General features: G+C 73.1%; 16 protein-coding genes and 1 pseudogene. 5 read left to right on the forward strand and 12 right to left on the reverse strand.

All coding sequences use genetic code 11. The annotated features are described in order from the left end of the window. Window positions 1-137: 137 nt before the first annotated feature. The 3 genes from AB0D04_RS07350 to AB0D04_RS07360 all read right to left on the reverse strand — a co-directional run bounded on the left by AB0D04_RS07350 (window position 138) and on the right by AB0D04_RS07360 (window position 3283). A complete protein-coding gene (locus AB0D04_RS07350) occupies window positions 138-1412 on the reverse strand; it encodes a ribonuclease D (protein ID WP_362700309.1) in 1275 nt (424 codons plus the stop codon). A 78-nt stretch (window positions 1413-1490) separates the two neighbouring features. After that, window positions 1491-2153, reverse strand: a complete 663-nt coding sequence (locus tag AB0D04_RS07355; protein WP_016573641.1) for a response regulator transcription factor — start codon at window positions 2151-2153, stop codon at window positions 1491-1493. A gap of 473 nt (window positions 2154-2626) precedes the next feature. Continuing rightward, a complete protein-coding gene (locus tag AB0D04_RS07360; RefSeq protein ID WP_362700311.1) occupies window positions 2627-3283 on the reverse strand; it encodes a DUF3000 domain-containing protein in 657 nt (218 codons plus the stop codon). A 146-nt stretch (window positions 3284-3429) separates the two neighbouring features. Here AB0D04_RS07360 and hemE point away from each other — a divergent pair, with 146 nt between their 5' ends. Then, entirely contained in the window at window positions 3430-4497 is a 1068-nt protein-coding gene (hemE, locus tag AB0D04_RS07365) for a uroporphyrinogen decarboxylase (RefSeq protein WP_362700313.1), read from the forward strand. Between the two features lie 48 nt (window positions 4498-4545). Next, on the forward strand, window positions 4546-6042 hold the full coding sequence (locus AB0D04_RS07370) for a hypothetical protein (protein WP_362700315.1): 1497 nt from the start codon (window positions 4546-4548) through the stop codon (window positions 6040-6042). A 9-nt stretch (window positions 6043-6051) separates the two neighbouring features. Here AB0D04_RS07370 and AB0D04_RS07375 read toward each other — a convergent pair whose 3' ends face one another. The 3 genes from AB0D04_RS07375 to AB0D04_RS07385 all read right to left on the reverse strand — a co-directional run bounded on the left by AB0D04_RS07375 (window position 6052) and on the right by AB0D04_RS07385 (window position 9810). Further along, entirely contained in the window at window positions 6052-7434 is a 1383-nt protein-coding gene (locus AB0D04_RS07375; RefSeq protein WP_362700317.1) for an FAD-dependent oxidoreductase, read from the reverse strand. A 47-nt stretch (window positions 7435-7481) separates the two neighbouring features. Then, window positions 7482-8678, reverse strand: coding sequence for a thiolase family protein (locus AB0D04_RS07380; protein WP_362700319.1), 1197 nt, complete (start codon window positions 8676-8678; stop codon window positions 7482-7484). Between the two features lie 136 nt (window positions 8679-8814). Further along, window positions 8815-9810, reverse strand: coding sequence for a DUF4349 domain-containing protein (locus AB0D04_RS07385; protein ID WP_362700321.1), 996 nt, complete (start codon window positions 9808-9810; stop codon window positions 8815-8817). Window positions 9811-10096: 286 nt separating this feature from the next. Here AB0D04_RS07385 and hemG point away from each other — a divergent pair, with 286 nt between their 5' ends. Beyond that, window positions 10097-11596, forward strand: a complete 1500-nt coding sequence (hemG, locus tag AB0D04_RS07390; RefSeq protein WP_362700323.1) for a protoporphyrinogen oxidase — start codon at window positions 10097-10099, stop codon at window positions 11594-11596. Beyond that, the gene (hemQ, locus tag AB0D04_RS07395; protein ID WP_362700325.1) at window positions 11593-12348 is read left to right on the forward strand and encodes a hydrogen peroxide-dependent heme synthase; all 756 of its coding nucleotides are present in this window, start codon (window positions 11593-11595) and stop codon (window positions 12346-12348) included. The genes hemG and hemQ overlap by 4 nt, the downstream gene beginning before the upstream one ends. A 125-nt stretch (window positions 12349-12473) precedes the next feature. On the opposite strand, the gene AB0D04_RS07400 is transcribed toward hemQ, so the two are convergent. The 6 genes and pseudogenes from AB0D04_RS07400 to AB0D04_RS07425 all read right to left on the reverse strand — a co-directional run bounded on the left by AB0D04_RS07400 (window position 12474) and on the right by AB0D04_RS07425 (window position 19226). Continuing rightward, window positions 12474-14165 (reverse strand): alpha/beta hydrolase, encoded by a 1692-nt coding sequence (locus AB0D04_RS07400; protein WP_362700327.1) that lies wholly within the window; start codon window positions 14163-14165, stop codon window positions 12474-12476. Window positions 14166-14302: 137 nt separating this feature from the next. Next, on the reverse strand, window positions 14303-15061 hold the full coding sequence (locus AB0D04_RS07405) for a TIGR04222 domain-containing membrane protein (RefSeq protein WP_362700329.1): 759 nt from the start codon (window positions 15059-15061) through the stop codon (window positions 14303-14305). A 132-nt stretch (window positions 15062-15193) separates the two neighbouring features. Continuing rightward, a complete protein-coding gene (locus tag AB0D04_RS07410; RefSeq protein ID WP_362700331.1) occupies window positions 15194-16258 on the reverse strand; it encodes a TIGR04222 domain-containing membrane protein in 1065 nt (354 codons plus the stop codon). Between the two features lie 31 nt (window positions 16259-16289). Further along, a pseudogene (locus AB0D04_RS07415) lies at window positions 16290-17604 on the reverse strand (DUF692 domain-containing protein). 172 nt (window positions 17605-17776) lie between these two features. After that, window positions 17777-18427, reverse strand: coding sequence for a LysE family translocator (locus tag AB0D04_RS07420; RefSeq protein ID WP_362700333.1), 651 nt, complete (start codon window positions 18425-18427; stop codon window positions 17777-17779). Window positions 18428-18488: 61 nt separating this feature from the next. Then, entirely contained in the window at window positions 18489-19226 is a 738-nt protein-coding gene (locus AB0D04_RS07425; protein WP_362700335.1) for a peptidyl-tRNA hydrolase, read from the reverse strand. Window positions 19227-19303: 77 nt separating this feature from the next. Between AB0D04_RS07425 and AB0D04_RS07430 the strand changes: the two genes are divergently transcribed. Then, window positions 19304-19981, forward strand: coding sequence for an AIM24 family protein (locus AB0D04_RS07430; protein ID WP_362700337.1), 678 nt, complete (start codon window positions 19304-19306; stop codon window positions 19979-19981). The last annotated feature ends 5 nt before the right edge of the window (window positions 19982-19986 follow it).

Here is a 19986-nt window from a genome sequence, read left to right on the forward strand (position 1 = left end):
GCTGCACACCCCCACCGCCGGGAGCGGCGAACATCACACCGGATGGACGCCTATCGCGTGGTGTGTCCGGCCTGCAAAAGGCCCCGGCCGCGTGTCCTCACACGCGGCCGGGGCCTTGGGGTACGGGTTGTCGCTGGTCAGTCGCCGTTCGTCAGCAGCGCCTCGGTGAGGATCGGCGTCACCTGCTCGATCTGCCAGCGGCGGGCGCCGTGCCCGGCCAGCACCTCGGCGACCGTCTCCGGGGCGGGCTCGGCCGGCGGCTCCCAGCACAGCCGGCGCACCGTGTCCGGGGCGATGAGGTTCTCCTGGGGGAGATTCAGGCTCTCGGCGAGTGTGGTCACCGCCGCGCGGGCGGCCGACAGCCGGGCCGCGGCGGCCGGGTCCTTGTCGGCCCAGGAGCGGGGCGGCGGCGGGCCGTTGAGCGGCTGGCCGGGCTGCGGCAGTTCGCTGTCCGGCAGCGCGCGGGCGCGGTCCACGGCGGCCTGCCACTGCTCCAGCTGACGGCGGCCCATCCGGTTGCCGAAGCCGGGCAGCGCGGCCAGCGCGTGGCTGTTCGGCGGCAGATTCAGCGCCGCCTCCACGATCGCGCCGTCCCCGAGCACCTTGCCCGGCGAGACGTCGCGCCGCTGGGCGACCTGGTCCCGGGCCGTCCACAGTTCCCGTACGACGGCCATCTGGCGGCGCCGGCGCACCTTGTGCATGCCGGACGTGCGGCGCCAGGGGTCCTTACGGGGCGGCGGCGGGGGCGCGGCGGCGATGGCCGCGAACTCCTGCCGGGCCCACTCCAGCTTCCCCTGCCGCTCCAGCTCCTCCTCCAGCGCGTCGCGCAGATCCACCAGCAGTTCCACATCGAGCGCGGCGTAGCGCAGCCACGGCTCGGGCAGCGGGCGGGTGGACCAGTCGACGGCGGAGTGGCCCTTCTCCAGGGCGAAGCCGAGGACGTTCTCGACCATCGCGCCCAGGCCGACCCGGGCGAAGCCGGCCAGCCGCCCGGCCAGCTCGGTGTCGAAGAGCCGGGTGGGGACCATCCCTATGTCGCGAAGACAGGGCAGGTCCTGGGTGGCGGCGTGCAGGACCCACTCGGTGTCGCCGATGGCCTCGCCGAACGCGGTCAGGTCCGGGCAGCCGACCGGGTCGATCAGTACGCTGCCGGCGCCCTCGCGGCGCAGCTGGACGAGGTAGGCGCGCTGGCCGTAGCGGTAGCCGGAGGCGCGCTCGGCGTCGACGGCGACCGGGCCGTGGCCCGCCGCGAAGGCCGCGATGACCTCGGTGAGTGCCACGTCGGTGGCGGTCACCGCAGGAATGCCCTCGCGGGGCTCCAGGAGCGGGACCGGCGCCGGTCGGGGGTCCGGAGGCGAGTCTCCGGAGGCTCGCAGTGTCGTGTCTGCTGCGGTCTTTTGGGCGTCGGTCACCAGTCAAGGGTATCTGTGTATGCACGTCGCCCGTCGAGGGAACGTTCCCTCGACGGGCGGGACGGTCGGGCGAAGGGGTCAGTGAATGATGCCGGTGCGCAGCGCGACCGCCACCATTCCGGCCCGGTCACCGGTGCCGAGCTTGCGGGCAATGCGGGCGAGATGGCTCTTCACGGTCAGCGCCGAGAGCCCCATCGAGACGCCGATGGCCTTGTTGGACTGGCCCTCCGCAACCAGCCGCAGCACCTCGACCTCCCGGCCCGACAGCTCGCGGTAGCCACCGGGGTGCCCTGGGGCACCCGGAGGCCGGCGCTGCATACGGGCCGCATTCGCGCCGATCGGGGCGGCGCCCGGCCGTCCGGGCAGGCCGAGGTTGGTACGGGTGCCGGTGACGACATAGCCCTTGACGCCGCCCGCCAGCGCGTTGCGTACCGCGCCGATGTCATCGGCGGCGGACAGCGCGAGACCGTTGGGCCAGCCCGCGGCCCGCGTCTCGGACAGCAGCGTGAGGCCGGAGCCGTCGGGAAGATGGACGTCGGCAACGCAGATGTCGCGTGGGTTGCCGACGCGGGGACGGGCCTCCGCGATGGACGACGCCTCGATCACGTCGCGTACTCCGAGGGCCCACAGGTGGCGGGTGACGGTGGAGCGGACGCGAGGGTCGGCCACGACGACCATGGCCGTCGGCTTGTTCGGGCGGTAGGCGACCAGGCTCGAAGGTTGCTCGAGGAGAACAGACACCGGGCCTCCTGGGGGAGTGGCGGGGGACGGAAGCCGACTGGGGAGAGCCGGAAGGATCCGTGTTTGAAGGGTCACTGACCTCTTCGGCAGCAATCCGGCGGGACTTTAGACTTTGATCACGATTTAGTTAGGGGCAATTCGGGCAAATCGGATGCCTGAGCGATCAAGGGTGAACATCGAGTGAGCAGCGATTGCCCACCGGACTTCACCAGGGCACGCCAAGGCGCCGATCATGCGCGAACATGATCGGCGGTGCGTAAGGAATACCGGCCGGGAGGAGACGAACCTCAGCGCGGCTGTGCCCCCGGCGTACGGGATCAGTGCGGTTGCGGGTCTTTGGGCCACGTGCCGGGACCACCAACGGCTCCTGCCTCGGTCCACCCCGGCGTACGGGATCAGTGCGGCTGTGGGTCCTTTGGTCACGTGCCGGAAGCACCAACGGCTCCTGCCCCGGTCCACCCCGGCGTACGGGATCAGTGCGGCTTTGGGCCGCGGCGCTGTGGCAGGGCCACCACCCCGCCGCGCGGCGCCGGGTCGAGCGTGGCCGGCGGCAGGCCCGCCACCTGGCACAGCAGATCGCACCAGGCCGCCAGGTGCGCCGCCATGTCTGGCACCCCGTCCGGCCCCTCGTCCGGTGTCCACGACGCCCGGATCTCGATCTGTGTCGCGGGCTCGCGCGAGGCCAGGCCGCCGAAGTAGTGCGACGCGGCGCGGGTCACGGTGCCGCTCGGCTCCCCGTACTCCACCTCGCGCGCCTCCAGCGCACCGGTCAGCCACGACCAGGACACCTCGGGCAGCAGGGGATCGGCGCCCATCTCCGGCTCCAGCTCCGCCCGCGCCAGCGTCACCACACGGAAGGTGCCCTGCCAGGCGTCGTCACCGGCCGGGTTGAAGAGCAGTACCAGCCGCCCGTCCGCCAGGTCCACGTCCTCGCCGTCCGGCCCGGCGCCGGCGTCGACGACCGCCGCCTCCAGGGCGTACGCGAACGGGGCGAGCCGCTTGGGGGCGGGCGTCGGGTCGATCTCGATCTCCGGCCGCAGCCGGGCCGCGCGGAGCGCCTCGACCGCCTGACGGAAGGGGATCGGGGTCTCGTCCGCGCTGTCCGCGAGGTGTTCTTGAGCCGCAGCCATGCCCGGAAGATTAGGCGGAAGGAGGCCGTCATCCGGGGAGGACACCCGCTGCGCGCGTCGCCCATTCGGAGGTGTGCCGCCGCGCGCCGGTCATTGCGTCCCACCTACCGAATTCGGTAGGTGGGGCTCATGCGAAGATTTGGGACGTGAGCGCCAACGAAACGCCTGCGGGCCAGCAGCAGACCGGTACGTACGACTCGGCATTCCTCAAGGCCTGCCGACGCGAGCCGGTGCCGCACACGCCGGTGTGGTTCATGCGCCAGGCAGGGCGCTCACTCCCCGAATACCGCAAGGTCCGCGAGGGCATCGCGATGCTCGACTCGTGCATGCGGCCCGACCTGGTCACCGAGATCACGCTCCAGCCCGTACGCCGCCACAACGTCGACGCCGCCATCTACTTCAGCGACATCGTCGTCCCCCTCAAGGCCATCGGCATCGACCTCGACATCAAGCCCGGCATCGGCCCGGTCGTCGAGAACCCGATCCGCACCCGCGCCGACCTCGAGCAGCTGCGCACCCTGGAGCCCGGCGACGTCTCCTATGTCACCGAGGCCATCGGCATGCTGGTGCGCGAGCTGGGCAGCACCCCCCTCATCGGCTTCGCCGGCGCCCCCTTCACCCTCGCCAGCTACCTCGTCGAGGGTGGCCCGTCCCGTAACCACGAGCGCACCAAGGCCCTCATGTACGGCGACCCGCAGCTGTGGGCCGACCTCCTGGACCGCCTCGCCGACATCACCGCCGCCTTCCTCAAGGTCCAGATCGAGGCCGGCGCGAGCGCGATCCAGCTCTTCGACTCCTGGGTCGGCGCCCTCTCGCCCGCCGACTACCGCCGTTCCGTGATGCCCGCCTCCGTCAAGGTCTTCCAGGCCGTCGAGGGCTACGGCGTCCCGCGTATCCACTTCGGTGTCGGCACCGGCGAACTCCTCGGCCTGATGGGCGAGGCCGGCGCGGACGTCGTCGGCGTCGACTGGCGGGTGCCGCTGGACGAGGCGGCCCGCCGCGTCGGCCCCGGCAAGGCGCTCCAGGGCAACATCGACCCCGCCGTGCTCTTCGCCCCCCGCGAGGCCGTCGAGACCAAGGCCCGCGAGGTCCTGGACGCGGCCGCCGGCCTGGAGGGCCACATCTTCAACCTCGGCCACGGCGTGCTGCCGAACACCGACCCGGAGGCGCTGACCCGCCTGGTCGCGTACGTACACGAGCAGACGGCGCGCTGAGCGGAACGTCCGCGGAACTTCTGCGGGGTGCCGGGCGTCGTAGGGATCATGAACGCGACGCCCGAGCAGGACCCCGTCACTTCGGCCCTCGACGAGATGAGCGCCGCACGGGAGCGGCTCGATCAACGCGCTCCGGCCGAGATACCGGATGCGGACGTCCTTGCCTGCGCCCGTGCGCTCGCCGCCGACCCCGGCGGCGAGCGCGCCCATGAGGAGGTCTACCGGCTGCTCTCGATGACCCGCTACGTGGCCACCGGAGCGGACGACGAGGTGGCCCGGGAGGTCGTCGCGGCGCTGCGGGCGGCCGCCGAAGCGGTGGACGGCCCGCCGTGCGAGCACGCCACGCACCCCTACGAGCGCGCCCTCGACACCGAGATCGACGAGGTCCGGCTGGCCGCCGCCGTGCCCGAGTCCGTACACCTTGAGGACTCAGAGGAGTACCGCTGCCCGCACACCGTCGCGATGTTCGCGCGGATCGCGGCGGAGATCATCGAGCCCGGCACCGCCGAGGGCATCCCCGACCGCGTCCCGGCGTACCTCGAGGGCTGTGCCAAAGACTTCGAGATGCTGCTGCACGGCTATCCGAACAGCTCCGACCCCCAGTACGACCTCACGACCGGTGTCCCCGAGCACCCCACCAAGGGGACGCTCGCCGGGCATATCGTCCTGATCCGGCGCTCCTGCTGGGACGTCGCTTCGGGGTTCATCAGACAGCGCTGGGTGTTCGACGACACCATCGAGGCGCTGGAACGCGTCCTGGCCCGGCTGGACGGGGCGTCCTGCGCGCATGCCGAGGGCGAGCACCCCGAACTCTCGGGCGACGAGGCAGCCGACGCGGCCCTCGGCCACTACCTCCTCACCCCGGGCGGCCGGGCCCGCCTGCAGAAGGAGTACGAGGACGGCGGCCAGGATGCCCCGCCGGCCGCCTGGACCTGCCCCGTCCTTCTGCGCGACCTCGCCCGGTACACCCACGGCCCCCTCACCGAGGCCCGCGAACGGTTCTTCGGCGAGCGGCGTACGGACCACCTGGACGCCGAATACCTGCGCGCGGACGGGAAGTTGGAGGTGGCCAAGATCGCGGAACGGCTGGTGAAAACCTCACGGAACCAGCCGTATGCGGAGGACCTCGCGGTGTGGGCCGCGCGTCGCCGTGCGCAGAACACCGGCGACACGCGCGAGCGGCTCTTCCTTCTCCTGGCTGCCGCCCGCTGCCTTGACATCGCCTACCCGGACCCGCCGCCGTCCGTCTACCGCCCGATACGCCCCCTCCTCGAGGAAGCGTTCGCCGCCCCGCCGTCCGAGACGTGTCCGCACGGCGACGACCACCCGGGAATCGGGGCCGACCTGCGCGACGCGGTCGGCGATCACCTCGCGCACCTCTGCGCCCCGGAGGCCTTCCCCGCCCCGGAAGGCGCCCTGCCCTTCGACGCCTGGGCCTGCCCCCGCAACCTCGCCCCGGTCGCCCAGGGGCAGCTGGAGTGGATGGACGAGTGGGACGAGGCGGCGGAGGACGAGGTCGACGGGGACGACGACGAGGAGGAGTGAGGCGGCCCGTCAGATCCCCGCCGCCCGCACCGCCCCCACCGCCTTGCGCGCCGCCACCAGGACCGGGTCCCAGACCGGGGAGAACGGCGGGGCGTAACCGAGGTCGAGGGCGGTCATCTGCTCCACCGTCATCCCGGCCGTCAGCGCGACCGCCGCGATGTCCACCCGCTTGCCCGCGCCCTCCCGGCCGACGATCTGCACGCCCAGCAGGCGTCCCGTACGGCGCTCGGCGAGCATCTTGACGTGCATCGGCCGCGCGCCCGGGTAGTAACCGGCGCGGCTGGTGGACTCGATGGTGACGGTGACGAACCGCAGCCCGGCGGCGCGGGCATGGCGCTCCAGCAACCCCGTACGGGCGATCTCCAGGTCGCAGACCTTGCTGACGGCCGTCCCGACCACCCCCGGGAACGTCGCATAACCGCCGCCCACATTGGCGCCGATGACCTGGCCGTGCTTGTTGGCGTGGGTGCCCAGCGCGATATGCCGCTCGCGTCCGGAGACCAGGTCGAGAACCTCGACGCAGTCGCCGCCCGCCCAGATGTGGTCATGGCCGCGGACCCGCATCGCGAGGTCGGTGAGCAGCCCGCCGGACTCGCCCAGCGGCAGTCCGGCCGCGGCGGCCAGGGTGGTCTCGGGGCGTACGCCCATGCCCAGCACCACCACATCCGCCGGGTATTCGGCGTCCTGTGTGGTGACCGCGCGGGCCCGCCCGGACGCGTCCGTCAGCACCGCGGTGACCGCCGCGCCGCGCACCGTCTCGATGCCCAGTCCGCACATCGCCTCGTGCACCAGCGCGCCCATGTCCGGGTCGAGGGTGGACATCGGCTGCTCCCGCCGCTCCAGGACGGTGACCTGGTAGCCGCGGTTGATCAGCGCCTCGGCCATCTCGACGCCGATGTAGCCGGCGCCGATCACCACGGCCCGCTGGCCCTTGGCTGCGGCCAGGCTGTCCAGCAGGGCCTGGCCGTCGTCGAGATTCTGTACGCCGTGCACGCCGGGCGCGTCGATACCGGGCAGCGGCGGCCGTATCGGCCGCGCGCCGGTCGCCAGCACCAGCTTGTCGAAGCCCGTCCACGACTCCTGGCCGCCGTTGTCCAGATCCCGGGTACGCACCCGGCCGCCGTCCAGGTCGAGTGCGGTGACCTCGGTGCGCATCCGCAGATCGATGTCCCGCGCGCGGTGCTCCTCGGCCGTACGGGCGATCAGCGCGTCCGGCCCGTCGACCGCGCCGCCGACCCAGTACGGGATGCCGCAGGCGGAGTACGAGGTGAAGTGGCTGCGCTCGAACGCGGTGATCGCCAGCTCGCCGGGCCGCTTCAGCCGCCGGGCCTGCGAGGCGGCGGCCATGCCCGTCGCATCGCCGCCGACGACCACGAGTCGTTCCGCCGCCATGCGGGGTGTCCCTTCGCCGGGTGCTGCTGCGCCGGGTGCCGCCGAGCCTAACGTTCCAAGACGAGCGCGAGCCCCTGCCCCACGCCGATGCACAGCGCCGCCAGGCCCGTGCCCGAGCCCAGGGCGGCGAGCTGGTGGGCCACCGAGCCGGCGAGGCGGGCGCCGGATGCGCCCAGGGGGTGGCCGATGGCGATGGCGCCGCCGCGAGGGTTCACCACGGAGGGGTCCAGTTCCGGCCACTGGCCGATGCAGCCCAACGCCTGGGCGGCGAACGCCTCGTTGAGCTCGAAGGTCGCGACGTCGGCGAAGGTGCGCCCGGAGCGCTTCAGGGCACGCCGTACCGCCTCCACGGGGCCGAGGCCGAACAGCTGGGGCTCGACGCCGGTGACCGCACTGGCGCGGATACGGGCCAGCGGTTCGCGCCCGGTGGCCCGCAGGCCCTCCTCGTCGACCAGGAGGAGCGCGGCGGCGCCGTCGTTGAGCGGCGAGGAGTTTCCGGCGGTGACCGTACCCCCGGCCGTACGGAAGACCGGCTTCAGCTTGGACAGCGACTCCAGGGAGGACGCCTCCCGGATCGTCTCGTCGCGGTCCAGGGCGACGCCCGCCAGCGGCACCACCTCGGCGTCGTACGCACCCTCCCGCCAGGCCCGTGCCGCCTTCTGATGGCTGGCCAGCGCGAACACGTCCTGCTGCTCACGGGTGACGCCGTGCTGGTCGGCGATCAGCTCGGCGCCCTCGCCCAGCGCGACCGTCCACTCCGGAGCCATCCGGGGATTGACCATCCGCCAGCCCAGCGTCGAGGAGAACATCTCCTGATGGCCCGCGGGGAAGGCACGTTCGGGCTTGCGCAGCACATAGGGCGCACGGCTCATCGACTCCACGCCGCCCGCCACCGCGATATGCGCATCGCCGTGCGCGATGGCGCGGGCCGCCTGGATGACCGCCTCCAGGCCGGAGCCGCACAGCCGGTTGACGGTCACACCGGGCACCGTGACCGGCAGCCCGGCCAGCAGCACCGCCATCCGCGCGACATTGCGGTTGTCCTCGCCCGCGCCGTTCGCATCGCCGAAGCAGACGTCGTCGATACGGGCCGGATCGAGGTCGGGGGTGCGGTCCACCAGGGCCTTGACCACATGGGCGGCCAGGTCGTCGGGCCGGACCGAGGCCAGGGCGCCGCCGTACTTGCCGACGGGGGTCCGTACGGCATCGACGATAAAGACATCCCGCAGGCGTGGATCGGTCATCAGGCGCTGTCCTCGCTGTCCCGGCTCGGCGGTGGGGTGGGGCTGGGGTTCCTTGGGGCGGGTGGGTCCGGCGGGCGACGACCGGTGTGAAGATCGCCGCCGCCCGCCCCGAGTCTTTGCCCGCCGTCGCCCGGTGTCAACGGGGCCCTCGGTCACCTTCCGTCGCCGTTCGGGCCCTCCGGAACTTCTCGGGCGCCTCGGGCTGCTCGGGCCCGTCGACCCCCTCGGCTTCCGCCGCCTGCCCGGCTTCGGGGGCGTCCGCCGGACCACCGGCCCCACGGTCCGCCGCTTTCGGGCCGCTGCCCACCGCCCGCCTCCGGGTACGGAACCGCGCCGGCAGCCACCCGCGGACCAGCCGCCACAGCCCGTACAGCAGCGCCGCGGCCCCCGCGAACGGCAGCAGTGCACCGATCGCCACCAGCACCCACTGCACGGCCGTCATGAAGGCGTGCCAGCCGCCGGAGAGCGCGTCCCCGAAGGACGTCGGCTCGTCCTCCGGCTTCTTCTCGGGCGTGGCGTCCGGCTGCCGCAGCAGCAGCGTGATGGTCGCCATGCCGGTGCGCTCCTTGAGCGACTTCAGCTCGGCCTCCAGCGACTCCAGGTTCGCCTGCCGGGTGCTCAGTTCGGACTCCAGCGAGACGATGTCGCTGATCGACGTCGCCCGGTCCATCAGCTCGCGCACCCGGTTGACGCTCGCCCGCTGTGTCTTGAGGCGGCTGTCGACGTCCACCACCTGGTCGGTGACGTCCTTCGCCGAGACCTCGCGCGAGACGAGCTTGCCGAACCCGGCCAGCCGCCCCAGCATCGCGTCGTACTCCTTCGGCGGCACCCGCAGCACGATCCGCGACCGGTCGTGGCCCCCGGAGTCCCGGTCGGTGGTCTCGTCGGAGGCGTAGCCGCCCGCACCGTCCACCGCCGTCCGGGCCCTGGCCAGCGCCGCCGGCACGTCCTTGGTCTGCACGGTGAGCGTCGCCGTCCGGATGATCTGGTCGGGGACGGCCTTCGCCGCCTTGCCGTCCCGGCCCCTGGTCGCGTCCGTCGCACCCGTGCCGTTGCCCCGCTCATCGCCCGGCGCTTTCGAGGGGGCGACCGCGGCCCTGCCCCCTGCCTTCGCGTCGGAGCTCGCGCTCACGCCGTTCGACCCGCTGCACCCCGTCACCGCCACAGACGCCGCGAGCAGCACGCCCGCCGCGGCCACCCGACGTCCCGGTGGCCGGCCCGCGGCCCCCGCTCCCCGTATGCCCCGTACTCGCCCCATCGGCTGCTCGCCCTCCAAGTGGCTTGATGGTGTTGCCGTTTCGACGGCGGCGGCGGTCCCGGGGTTGCCCTCCGTAGATCGCGATCCGGTCACGGTCCTGCCGGTGGGCTCCGCGGGTGGTGCCGGCGGGGGTGTCAGTGGGCTCTGAGAGAGTGGAGACATGAGCGCAGGGCACAGCAGTACGGGCCGGGCGCCCGGCAGCGTCGGGCACGTCGTCGTCATCGGCGGTGGCATCTCGGGCCTGGCGGCCGCGCACCGCCTGCTCGAAGGCGGCGCCCGGGTGACGGTCCTGGAGGCGTCCGACCGGCTCGGCGGCAAGCTGCGCACGGGCGGGATTGCGGGCGTACAGGTCGACCTCGGCGCCGAATCGATGCTGGCCAGGCGGCCGGAGGCGGTGGACCTCGCGCGCGCCGTCGGGATCGGCGAGCGGCTGCAGCCGCCCACCACCGCCACCGCGTCCCTGTGGACCCGCGATGCGCTGCGCCCGATGCCCAAGGGCCATGTCATGGGCGTCCCCGGGGACCTCGCCCCGCTCGCCGCCTCAGGGGTGATCTCCGCGGCGGGGCTCGCCCGTATCGAGGAGGACGCCCGGCTGCCGCGCACCGAGGTCGGTGAGGACGTCGCGGTCGGCGAGTACGTCGCCCGGCGCCTGGGCCGCGAGGTCGTCGACCGGCTCGTCGAGCCCCTGCTGGGCGGGGTGTACGCGGGCGATGCGTACCGGATCTCGATGCAGGCCGCCGTTCCGCAGCTGTTCGAGGCGGCGCGGGCACACCGTTCGCTGCTCGACGGTGTACGCGGCATCCAGGAGCGGGCCGCCGCCACGGTCCACCGGACCGGGCCCACGGCCGGCGGCCCGGCCACGGCCGGTCCCGTCTTCATGGGCATCGACGGCGGCATCGGGACGCTGCCGGGCGCGGTCGCCGACGCCGTACGCGCCAAGGGCGGCGAGATCCTCCACCACACGTTCGTCCACGATCTGCGCTGGGCCGGCGACGACGGCTGGGAGGTCTGCGTCAGCGATGCGGCCATCGAGGCGGACGCGGTGATCATGGCCGCCCCGGCGGGCGACGCGGCGCGGATCCTGCGCCACGACTGCCCGGCCGCCGCCACCGAGCTGGCCACCGTCGACTACGCCTCGATGGCGTTGGTCACCATGGCCTTCCGCCGCGCGGACCTGGACCATGTGCCCGGCGGCAGCGGATTCCTCGTACCGCCCGTCGACGGCCACCGGATCAAGGCCTCGACCTTCGCCGGCAACAAGTGGGGCTGGATCGGCGACGCCGACCCCGACCTCTTCGTCCTGCGCACCTCCTTCGGCCGCTATCAGGACGACGCCGACCTGGACCGCGACGACGCCGAACTGGTCGACTTCTCGCTCGCCGACCTGGGCGCGGCGGTGGGCCTGGCCGCGCGGCCCGTCGCGAGCACCGTCACCCGCTGGCACGGCGGTCTGCCGCAGTACGCCGTCGGCCACCTGGCGCGGGTGGCCAGGATCCGCGCCGCCGTCGCCGGGCTGCCGGGCCCGCTGCGGGTGTGCGGCGCGGTCTACGACGGCGTCGGCATCCCGGCCTGCGTCGGCTCGGCCCGCAAGGCCGCCGACGACATCCTCGGCACCCTGCCGCGGGCCACCGCCCCGGGCGAGCGAGAATGGACACCATGACAGACGCTTCCACCCCCGACACCGCTCCCGACACCGCGGACAAGACCTCCGAGAAGGCGCCGAACGCCGGCAAGAAGGCGAAGGACCTCAACGAGGTCATCCGCTACACGCTCTGGTCGGTGTTCAAGCTGAAGGACGTCCTCCCGGAGGACCGCGGCGGCTACGCCGACGAGGTCGAGGAGCTGTTCGCGCAGCTCGCCGCCAAGGACGTCGTGGTGCGCGGCACCTACGACGTCTCCGGTCTGCGCGCCGACGCGGACATCATGATCTGGTGGCACTCGGAGAGCTCGGACGCCCTCCAGGAGGCCTACAACCTCTTCCGCCGCACCCGGCTCGGCCGCACGCTGGAGCCGGTGTGGTCGAACATGGCGCTGCACCGCCCCGCCGAGTTCAACAAGTCGCACATCCCGGCCTTCATGGCCGATGAGCAGCCCCGCGCGTATGTCAGCGTCTACCCCTTCGTCCGCTCCTACGAGTGGTACCTCCTCCCCGACGAGGACCGCCGCCGGATGCTCGCCGACCACGGCAAGATGGCCCGCGGCTTCCCGGACGTCCGCGCCAACACCGTCCCGTCGTTCTCGCTCGGCGACTACGAGTGGGTGCTGGCCTTTGAGGCCGACGAGCTCTACCGCATCGTCGACCTGATGCGCCATCTGCGCGGCTCCGAGGCGCGGATGCACGTCCGCGAGGAGATCCCGTTCTACACGGGGCGCCGCAAGCCGGTCTCCGAGCTGGTCGCCGGTCTGGCCTGACCCGCCCTGCCGTAACGCCATGGGCCGACGCTGGGCCGCAGCCTGCGGCCCAGCACTGCGGGCCGCCCCCCGAGGGACGGCCCGCAGTGCGCTCTCCGAAGACCTCGGCCGCCGCGACTGCCCGGCTACCTCGCCTGCCTGGTCTTGGCTTCCGGCTGCTGATTGGGCATCGGCTCGGCGCGCGGACCGCAGGTCACCGAGTGCGCCGGGACCTTCCCGTCCAGCAGATACGCCTCGGTGAAGCGGTTCACGCACTCGTTGGCGCCCAGCGCGATGCCATGGGTGCCCGCCCCGCGCTCGGTGACCAGCGAGGATCCGGCCAGCCGCCGCTGCAGCTCCACCGCGCCCGCGTACGGGGTCGCCGCGTCCCGTTCCGCCGCCAGCAGCAGCACCGGGGGCAGCGCGCCGGGCGCCGTACGGATGTCGAGCGGGACGCGCGATCCGAGCGCATCGTCGACGGCGGCCGACGCCGCCTGGCTGCCGGCGTCCGCCAGCTCCTGGATCGCGCCGCTCCTGGTGGCGCCGCCGGCCACCGTGCCCACCGCGGCGTCGAGCCGGGCCGTGGCCGACTGCGTCTGCTCGGGCCAGAAGGCGCACGGCAGATTCATCCAGGCGTTGTCCCAGGTCTCGAACGGCGCCGTGCGGGCGACCCGGGTGTTGTCCCGGTCCCAGGTCTGCCAGTCGCGCGGCCAGGACGCGTCATTGCACTCGACGGCGGTGTAGACCGCGTTGGTGTTCTCGTCGGCCGCGGCGTTGTTCGCCTTGGGCAGGGCCTGGGTGGCCAGCGCTTTCGTATCGCCGTGCAGATACGCCGCGAGCGCCTGGGCGCTGAGCGGCCAGTAGGCGTCGTTGTAGCCCGTCTTGAGGAACGCCGACTGCAGCTGGGCGGGCCCGATCTTCCCGTTGACCGGCGCCTGGCGCACCCGCTGGATGGCCGTGTCGTACGCGCCCTGCACCTCCTTCGGGGTCGTACCGAGGTGGTAGGTGGCGTCGTGCGCGGCGACCCAGCGCAGCCAGTCGCCCCAGCGGCGTTCGAAGGCGACGTTCTGGTCGAGGTTGTTGCGGTACCAGATCTGGCGGGGGTCGGGGTTGACGACACTGTCGAAGATCATCCGGCGGATGTGGCCGGGGAAGAGCGTCGCGTAGACGGCGCCGAAGTACGTCCCGTAGGACGCGCCCATGAACGTCAGCTTCTGCTCGCCGAGCGCGGCCCGCAGCATGTCCAGGTCGCGGGCATTGTTGAGGGAGTTGTAGAACGGCAGATCGGCCCCGGCGTGGCGGGCGCACCCCTGGGCGTATGCCTTCGCCGCCGCGATCTTCTCCCGCTTGAACGCCTCGGTGGGATAGCGCTGCGTGTCGGTGGGCATCTTGGCGAACTCCTGCGGGTCCTGGCAGGACAGCGGAGCCGAACGGCCGACACCCCGGGGCGCGTAGCCGACGAAGTCATAGGCGCGGGCGGTCCGGCGCCACTTGGGCAGCCCACCGTAGAGCGGGAATTCCATGCTGCTCGCGCCGGGACCACCGGGGTTGAAGACCAGGGCGCCCTGGCGCTCCTTGGGCGCGGTGGCGCGGATCCTGCTGACGGTGAGGGTGATCTTCTTGCCCTCGGGGCGCGCGTAGTCGAGCGGCACGGCGAGCTTGCCGCACTGCACGGAGGCGGGCAGATGTTCGACCGGCGCGCACCGGCCGAAGGCGATGCGCTGGGGGACCGGGGCGGGCGGTGCGGTGGGCGGCGCGGTGGCACCGCCTGCCGGGGCAGTGGCCAGCGCGGTCAGGACCAGCGACCCGATGGTGCCGTACAACGCAAGTGTTCTCACGAGCCGTCCCTTCGTGGGGTGCGGGGGGCGTCGCGCACGATGAGATGTTCGGTGCACTAGGCCGCACGGTGTGCATACAAAAGGGATAGTTGAGGCGAGGGTTCGCGATGTAAAGCACCGGACACCGGTGTCGGACGCTATGCCCCGGAAGAGTGGAGGGCGGCGCGCAGCGCGGGATCGGTGAGGGTGGACCGGCCGTGGACGGCGAGCGCGGTGAGGGCGGCGCGGGCGTCGGCCTGCCGGTGCTGCCGCAGCAGCCGCTCGCCCGCCGGGGTAGCCCAGTTGGGGTAGGGATGGACCTCCATACGGGCGATCGCCCACGTACCGGTGGTGAGGACCAGCGGCAGCGCGAACCATGCCAGCAGCAGCCCGCTCCCGGTGCCCGCCGGTGCCGTCCACAGGGCCGCCCCGGCGGCCGGCGGCACGAGGAGGACGGTGCCCTTCAGACGGCGGATCGCGGTGGCAACACCCGTACGGGCCTGGGCGGGCAGGGCGAGGCCCGCGGCGACGAGCCGGTCGGACAGCGCCCGGACCACGGCGGTCGTGGCGAGGGCGCCCCGTATCGCCTGGATCCGGCACTGGCCCTCGGGGCCGATGGCGGCAAGGACGGCACGCTCGACCCCGTCCCGGCCGACCGGGTCGATGACCGAGGCCCAGCCGGTGTGCGCGAGCAGCAGCCGGTGCTTTCCGGCCATCGACACCAGGGCGACATCGGCCACCCGGTGGGGGCCACCGGCCAGATAGGCGGTCTCGTACAGGGTCAGCTCCGGTGGCCGCCGCTCATCGGAGCCGGGCACCGGCAGCGTGGCACGGGCGGCGGCCAGGGCCGTACGGCAGACACGGGCGCAGGACAGGCCCGCCGCCACCCAGGCGACGGCCAGGAAGAGGAGCCACATGGCGGAGTTCTACGGGATGGCGGATACGCGTCGCCACGAGGTTTCTCAGCATCTGGTCACGGCCGCGAGCGCGGGCGGTCACGGACCCGTTTCCGCCCGTCGCTCACGGGGTCCGCCGCCTCCCGCACGGCGTCAGCCGCCGCCGCAGCTCGAGCCGCCCCCGCCGCACGACGATCCGCCGCCCCCGCACGAGGACCCGCCGCCCCCGCACGAGGACCCGCCGCCCCCGCACGAGGATCCGCCCCCGTCGCTCGATCCGCCGCCCCCGCCGCCGCAGGAAGAGCTCCCGCAGCCGGACGAGGACCCGTCGCCCGAGGAGCCGCACCAGGACGAGCCGCCGTCGGGCGTGACCCAGCCGCAGCTGCTCGAGGACGAGCCGGTGCTGGACGGCGTGGCGGAGGCGGACACCATGGCGCGCTGAGCTTGTGTCAGCTGCTCCCGCACCAGCTCGTCCGCGATCACTGCGGCTCCGCCGAGCGCCACCGCGATCCCCGCGGCCTGGACGACGTCGCCGACTGCACCGGGGCCATGGACCGCACTGGGGCTGTTGGCGGCCCGCGCGGCCTTGAGCACGAAGGTTCCGGCCTTGGTGATCCGCCGGGCGAGCGCCTTTTTGCACGTCGAGGCGACGATCATGCCGATGACGACAACCGGCGCGATCACGAAGACGGTCGGCGCCTCGAACTCGTCGTTCCCGTCGGCCCCTGAAAGCGTGATCACCAGGCCGACGAAGCCCAGCGCCACACAACCCGCCACCTGGAACCCGGCCATTGCCCGCCAGCCCCGGCCCGTCTGTGGATGCCGCATCAGCCCGCGGGCCGCCAGCCGGTTGCCGATCCCCTGGACCGCCGGGCTCCGCATCGCGGCGGCACGCACCGCGGGCAGCGCCCCACCGGGCGTTTGCGCGACCGCGTCCAGGACGGCCGTCTCCACCGCGTGATGGGCGACGGCCTGACGGACGGTCACCACGCCGGGACCGCCGACCGCCAGCCGCCCGTCCTCGTGCATCTGGGCGATCGTGGAGTCCACCACCCGGCCGGGACCGCCGGCGAGAAACGCGATCTCCCGGACGTCGTGGGTCGGCGCGTCCGCCGGCCGGATGCGCGGCGGCGTGGCCCGGCGGACCGCGACCGTACCGATGATGAGCACCAGCGACGAGACCAGGACCGCCAGGAACACCCCCGTCGGGTACGTCATGCCCTGCACCTCCCCCGTTGCGTACGTCATGTCACGCACCGCCCCGGTGGAGCGCGAGCCGGACCGCGCGCACGAGCCGGGCCGCGGGCCCGGTGGACGGCGGCTTCGGGCCCGCGCGGTCCCGCCACCACTGCGTCAACTGCCGCCGCGCGGAGGGGTCTTCGGGACGGTGCTGCGCCAGCAGATGCGCCGCGAAGTCCAGGGCGTCCTGACGGTAGCCGCCGCTCATGGGACGGTGCCGCGCATAGCCGAGGAAGGCGGCCCGGTAGCCGTCGCCGAGGATCTCGGGAAGTTCGGGCGCGACCTTGGCCACGACGGAGGCGCGCTTGGCGGTCAGCGCCCGGCTCTGCACCCCCAGCCGGGTGCGGTCGAACCCCTCCGGGGCCGGCGTCCCGGCGACCAGCGCGGACAGCAGCGCGGTCTGCGCGAGCGCCAGCCGCTGCCGCGCCGCATCCGTACCGGACCCCGGCGCGCCCCTGCCGCCCGGCACCACCTCAAGCCGCCTGGACATGACGGGCCTCCTTCAGTACGGCGCGTATCGCGTCCAGTTCACCGGCCAGCTCCCCGCCCTCGGGGAAGTCTGGAAAGTTGTCGTCTCGCTCCAGCAGCACGCCCGGCGGCGTCGTACGGGCGCAGAGCTCGGCGAGTACGTCCAGCACCGGCTGGGTCACCGGGTGGGCATGGCTGTCGTGCCACACCCCGTCCCGCTCCACCCCGCCCGCGACATGGACGTACGCGATCGCCTCGACCGGCAGCTCGTCCAGTGCGACCGCCGGGTCCTCGCCCCGGTTGACGTGGTTCGTATGGAGGTTGGCGACATCGATGAGCAGCCGCACCCCCGTCCGCTCGACCAGCTCGGTGAGGAACTGCCCCTCGGTCAGCTCCTCGTCCGGCCAGTTGATGAGCGCGGCGATGTTCTCCAGGGCCAGCGGCACCGGCAGCGCCTCCTGGGCGATCCGTACGTTCTCGCAGAGCACGTCCAGTGCGTCGCGGGTGCGCGGCACCGGGAGCAGATGCCCGGCCTCCATCAGCGGCGAGGCGGTCAGCGGCCCGCCGGCCCGGACGAATGCGATGTGCTCGGTGACCAGCGGCGCACCCAGCGCCTCGGCCCGCTCGGCGAGCGCGGTCAGCCGCCCCGCATCCGGCCGGTCGGCACCGCCGAGGCCGAGCGAGACGCCGTGCGGGACGACGGTCGTGCCGCGCTCGCGCAGCTCCTGTACGGCCTGCGGAAGATGGCCGGGGCAGATGTTCTCGGCCACGACCTCCACCCAGTCGACACCGGGCAGCCGGGCGATCTCCGCGGCAATTTCCGGCCGCCAGCCGATTCCCGTACCAAGGCGCTCCATGGTTCCCCCTCTCGCTCCGTGGTGAGGGTACTCATGGCCACTGACAGCGGGCCGAACCCTGCACCTGCGGTGTTCAGAGGTTGATTTGAGCTTCCGGCGCGGGCGGGGGCCGCCGGAGGCCCCCGCGGATCCCGGCGGGGCCGGAGGGGCGGCGGACGGGCACTCCGGTGGGTCAGCGGGCGGTCTCGTATCCCACCGCCGCGCCCAGCGCGAGCAGCACTCCGCCGGTGGCCTGATCCAGCCACCGCCGTACGCGCGGACGCTGGAAGATGCCCCGCGCCCGGTGGACCGCCACGGCGATGCCCCCCAGCCACAGCACGCCCAGCACGGCATGGACGGCGACGAGCAGCAGGGTTGTCGCGATGACCGAGGCGCCGTGCGGGATGAACTGTGGCAGGAGGGACATATAGACCACCCCGACCTTGGGGTTGAGGACATTGGTCAGCAGACCCGTCCGGAACGCCCGCAGGGGTGTCTGGCGCACTTCCTCGGCCGCCGGCTCTCCGGCGGGCCGCGCCGTCCCCCGTCCCGCCCGGGTACGCCGGGCGCTGCGCAGCGCCTGCACCCCGAGCCACATCAGATAGAGCGCCCCGGCCACCCGGAGCACGTCGTACGCCACCTGGGAGGCGGCCAGCATCGCCGTCAGCCCGACCGCGCCGGCCAGCCCCCACACAAAGCATCCGGCGGCTATCCCGAACGCACTGCACAGCGCGGCCCGCCGTCCCGAGCCGAGCGCGGTCCGCAGGACCACCGCGAAGTCGGGGCCGGGCGAGACGGTGAGCAGTGCGGCGACGGCGGTGAATCCGAGGAGCGAGGCAAGCATGGGGGCCAGGGTACGGGGGCGCCCGCGCCCCGGCCGCCGCCCGGCCCGGTCGTGCGGCAGGTCAGCCCCCGTGCGGCAGCGCCCGCCGTAGCGCCGGATGATCGGCGACCACCGTGCACGAACCCGGGGCGATCTCCGTGAACCCGGCGTCGCGGACCACGGGCAGCCCGCTGCGGGTCAGCGCATCCCAGGCGGCCGGGTCCGCGGACCGTACGGCCAGCGGGAAACCGGCCGCGCCCCAGGCCGCGCGCTCCTCCCCGGACAGCTCCCACCAGGCGAGCTGCGCGCCGTGTCCGGCCTGGGCCATCTCCTTGCCGGCCGACATCGCCAGCTCGGGGTTGAACCACAGCACCGGCCCGCCGGCCTCGGGAGCGGCCGGCGGCTCCGGGTCGTCCAGCTCGGTGCCCGACACCTGGAGCCGTGCCAGGTCCTTGGGCCAGCCGTCCAGCGGGACCGGCGGGAAGACCCGCACCTCGGCGTGCTCGCCGGTCACCGTGATGCCCGGCAGCGCCTCGGCCCGCCGCCACTCCGCGCCACGCGCCCGGCGCACCACCTTCCGGATCCGGGCGTCCTGCCAGTCCCGTACCGCCTGTGCCCACTCGCCGTCGTCGGCCGCCCGCTCGTCCGACAGCAGCACCAGCACCGCGCGCGCCGCGGTCTCCAGCGCGTCCGTACGCGCCGGAGGCTCGGCCCGCTCGATGCGCGCGACCAGCGGCAAGACGAACTGCGGCGCCGCATCCCGGTCGGTCACTTCGTGGTGGAAGGGGCTGCTGGGGCTGGTGGTATCGGGTCGTGTCACCTGGCCCAGTTTGCCAGCCGCTGCCAACTGCGCGATGTGCGCGGCCCACGCGACCGATACGGCCTAGCATCCCGGCCATGAACAGCGACCTCTTCGCCTCCGAGAACATGGCCAAGCCGGCCGCCGCGCCCGGCATGACACAGCAGAACGCGAAGTCGATCAAGTACGCGGTGAACGGCGAGTGCTACGCGCGGCAGGGGGCGATGATCGCCTACCGCGGGAACCTGCAGTTCGAGAAGCACGGCCAGGGCGTCGGTAAATTCCTCAAGCGCGCCGTCACCGGCGAGGGCCTGGCGCTGATGACCGTACGGGGCCAGGGCGAGGTGTGGTTCGCACACGAGGCCGCCAACTGCTTCATCATGGACATCACTCCCGGCGACGGCGTCACCATCAACGGCCGCAACGTGCTCTGCTTCGACCCGTCCCTCTCCTACGAGATCAAGGTCGTCAAGGGCGCCGGCATGGTCGGCGGCGGAATCTTCAACTCCGTCTTCAGCGGCCAGGGCAAGCTCGGCGTGATGTGTGAGGGCAACCCCATCGTCATACCCGTTTCCGCCCAGGCCCCGGTCTTTGTCGACACCGACGCGGTGGTCGGCTGGAGCAGCGCCCTGCAGACCTCGCTGCACCGCTCGCAGAGCCTCGGCTCGATGCTCCGCGGCGGCTCCGGGGAGGCCGTCCAACTGCGGCTGGACGGCGAGGGGTTCGTGATCGTACGGCCGAGTGAGCTGCGTCCGGAGAAGTCCGCGGGGAACTAGGGCTG

It is taken from the genome of Streptomyces sp. NPDC048483, from assembly GCF_040651455.1.
In the GTDB taxonomy this organism is placed as follows: Bacteria; Actinomycetota; Actinomycetes; order Streptomycetales; family Streptomycetaceae; genus Streptomyces.

Bases quoted from the DNA above. Each gene is read 5' to 3' on its own strand.
- AB0D04_RS07405 (WP_362700329.1), bottom strand. From the start codon at position 15,061: ATGTGGCTCCTCTTCCTGGCCGTCGCCTGGGTGGCGGCGGGCCTGTCC.
- AB0D04_RS07430 (WP_362700337.1), top strand. From the start codon at position 19,304: ATGAACAGCGACCTCTTCGCCTCCGAGAACATGGCCAAGCCGGCCGCC.
- AB0D04_RS07370 (WP_362700315.1), top strand. From the start codon at position 4,546: ATGAACGCGACGCCCGAGCAGGACCCCGTCACTTCGGCCCTCGACGAG.
- AB0D04_RS07420 (WP_362700333.1), bottom strand. From the start codon at position 18,427: ATGCTTGCCTCGCTCCTCGGATTCACCGCCGTCGCCGCACTGCTCACC.
- hemG (WP_362700323.1), top strand. From the start codon at position 10,097: ATGAGCGCAGGGCACAGCAGTACGGGCCGGGCGCCCGGCAGCGTCGGG.
- AB0D04_RS07375 (WP_362700317.1), bottom strand. From the start codon at position 7,434: ATGGCGGCGGAACGACTCGTGGTCGTCGGCGGCGATGCGACGGGCATG.
- hemQ (WP_362700325.1), top strand. From the start codon at position 11,593: ATGACAGACGCTTCCACCCCCGACACCGCTCCCGACACCGCGGACAAG.
- AB0D04_RS07360 (WP_362700311.1), bottom strand. From the start codon at position 3,283: ATGGCTGCGGCTCAAGAACACCTCGCGGACAGCGCGGACGAGACCCCG.
- AB0D04_RS07380 (WP_362700319.1), bottom strand. From the start codon at position 8,678: ATGACCGATCCACGCCTGCGGGATGTCTTTATCGTCGATGCCGTACGG.
- AB0D04_RS07410 (WP_362700331.1), bottom strand. From the start codon at position 16,258: ATGACGTACCCGACGGGGGTGTTCCTGGCGGTCCTGGTCTCGTCGCTG.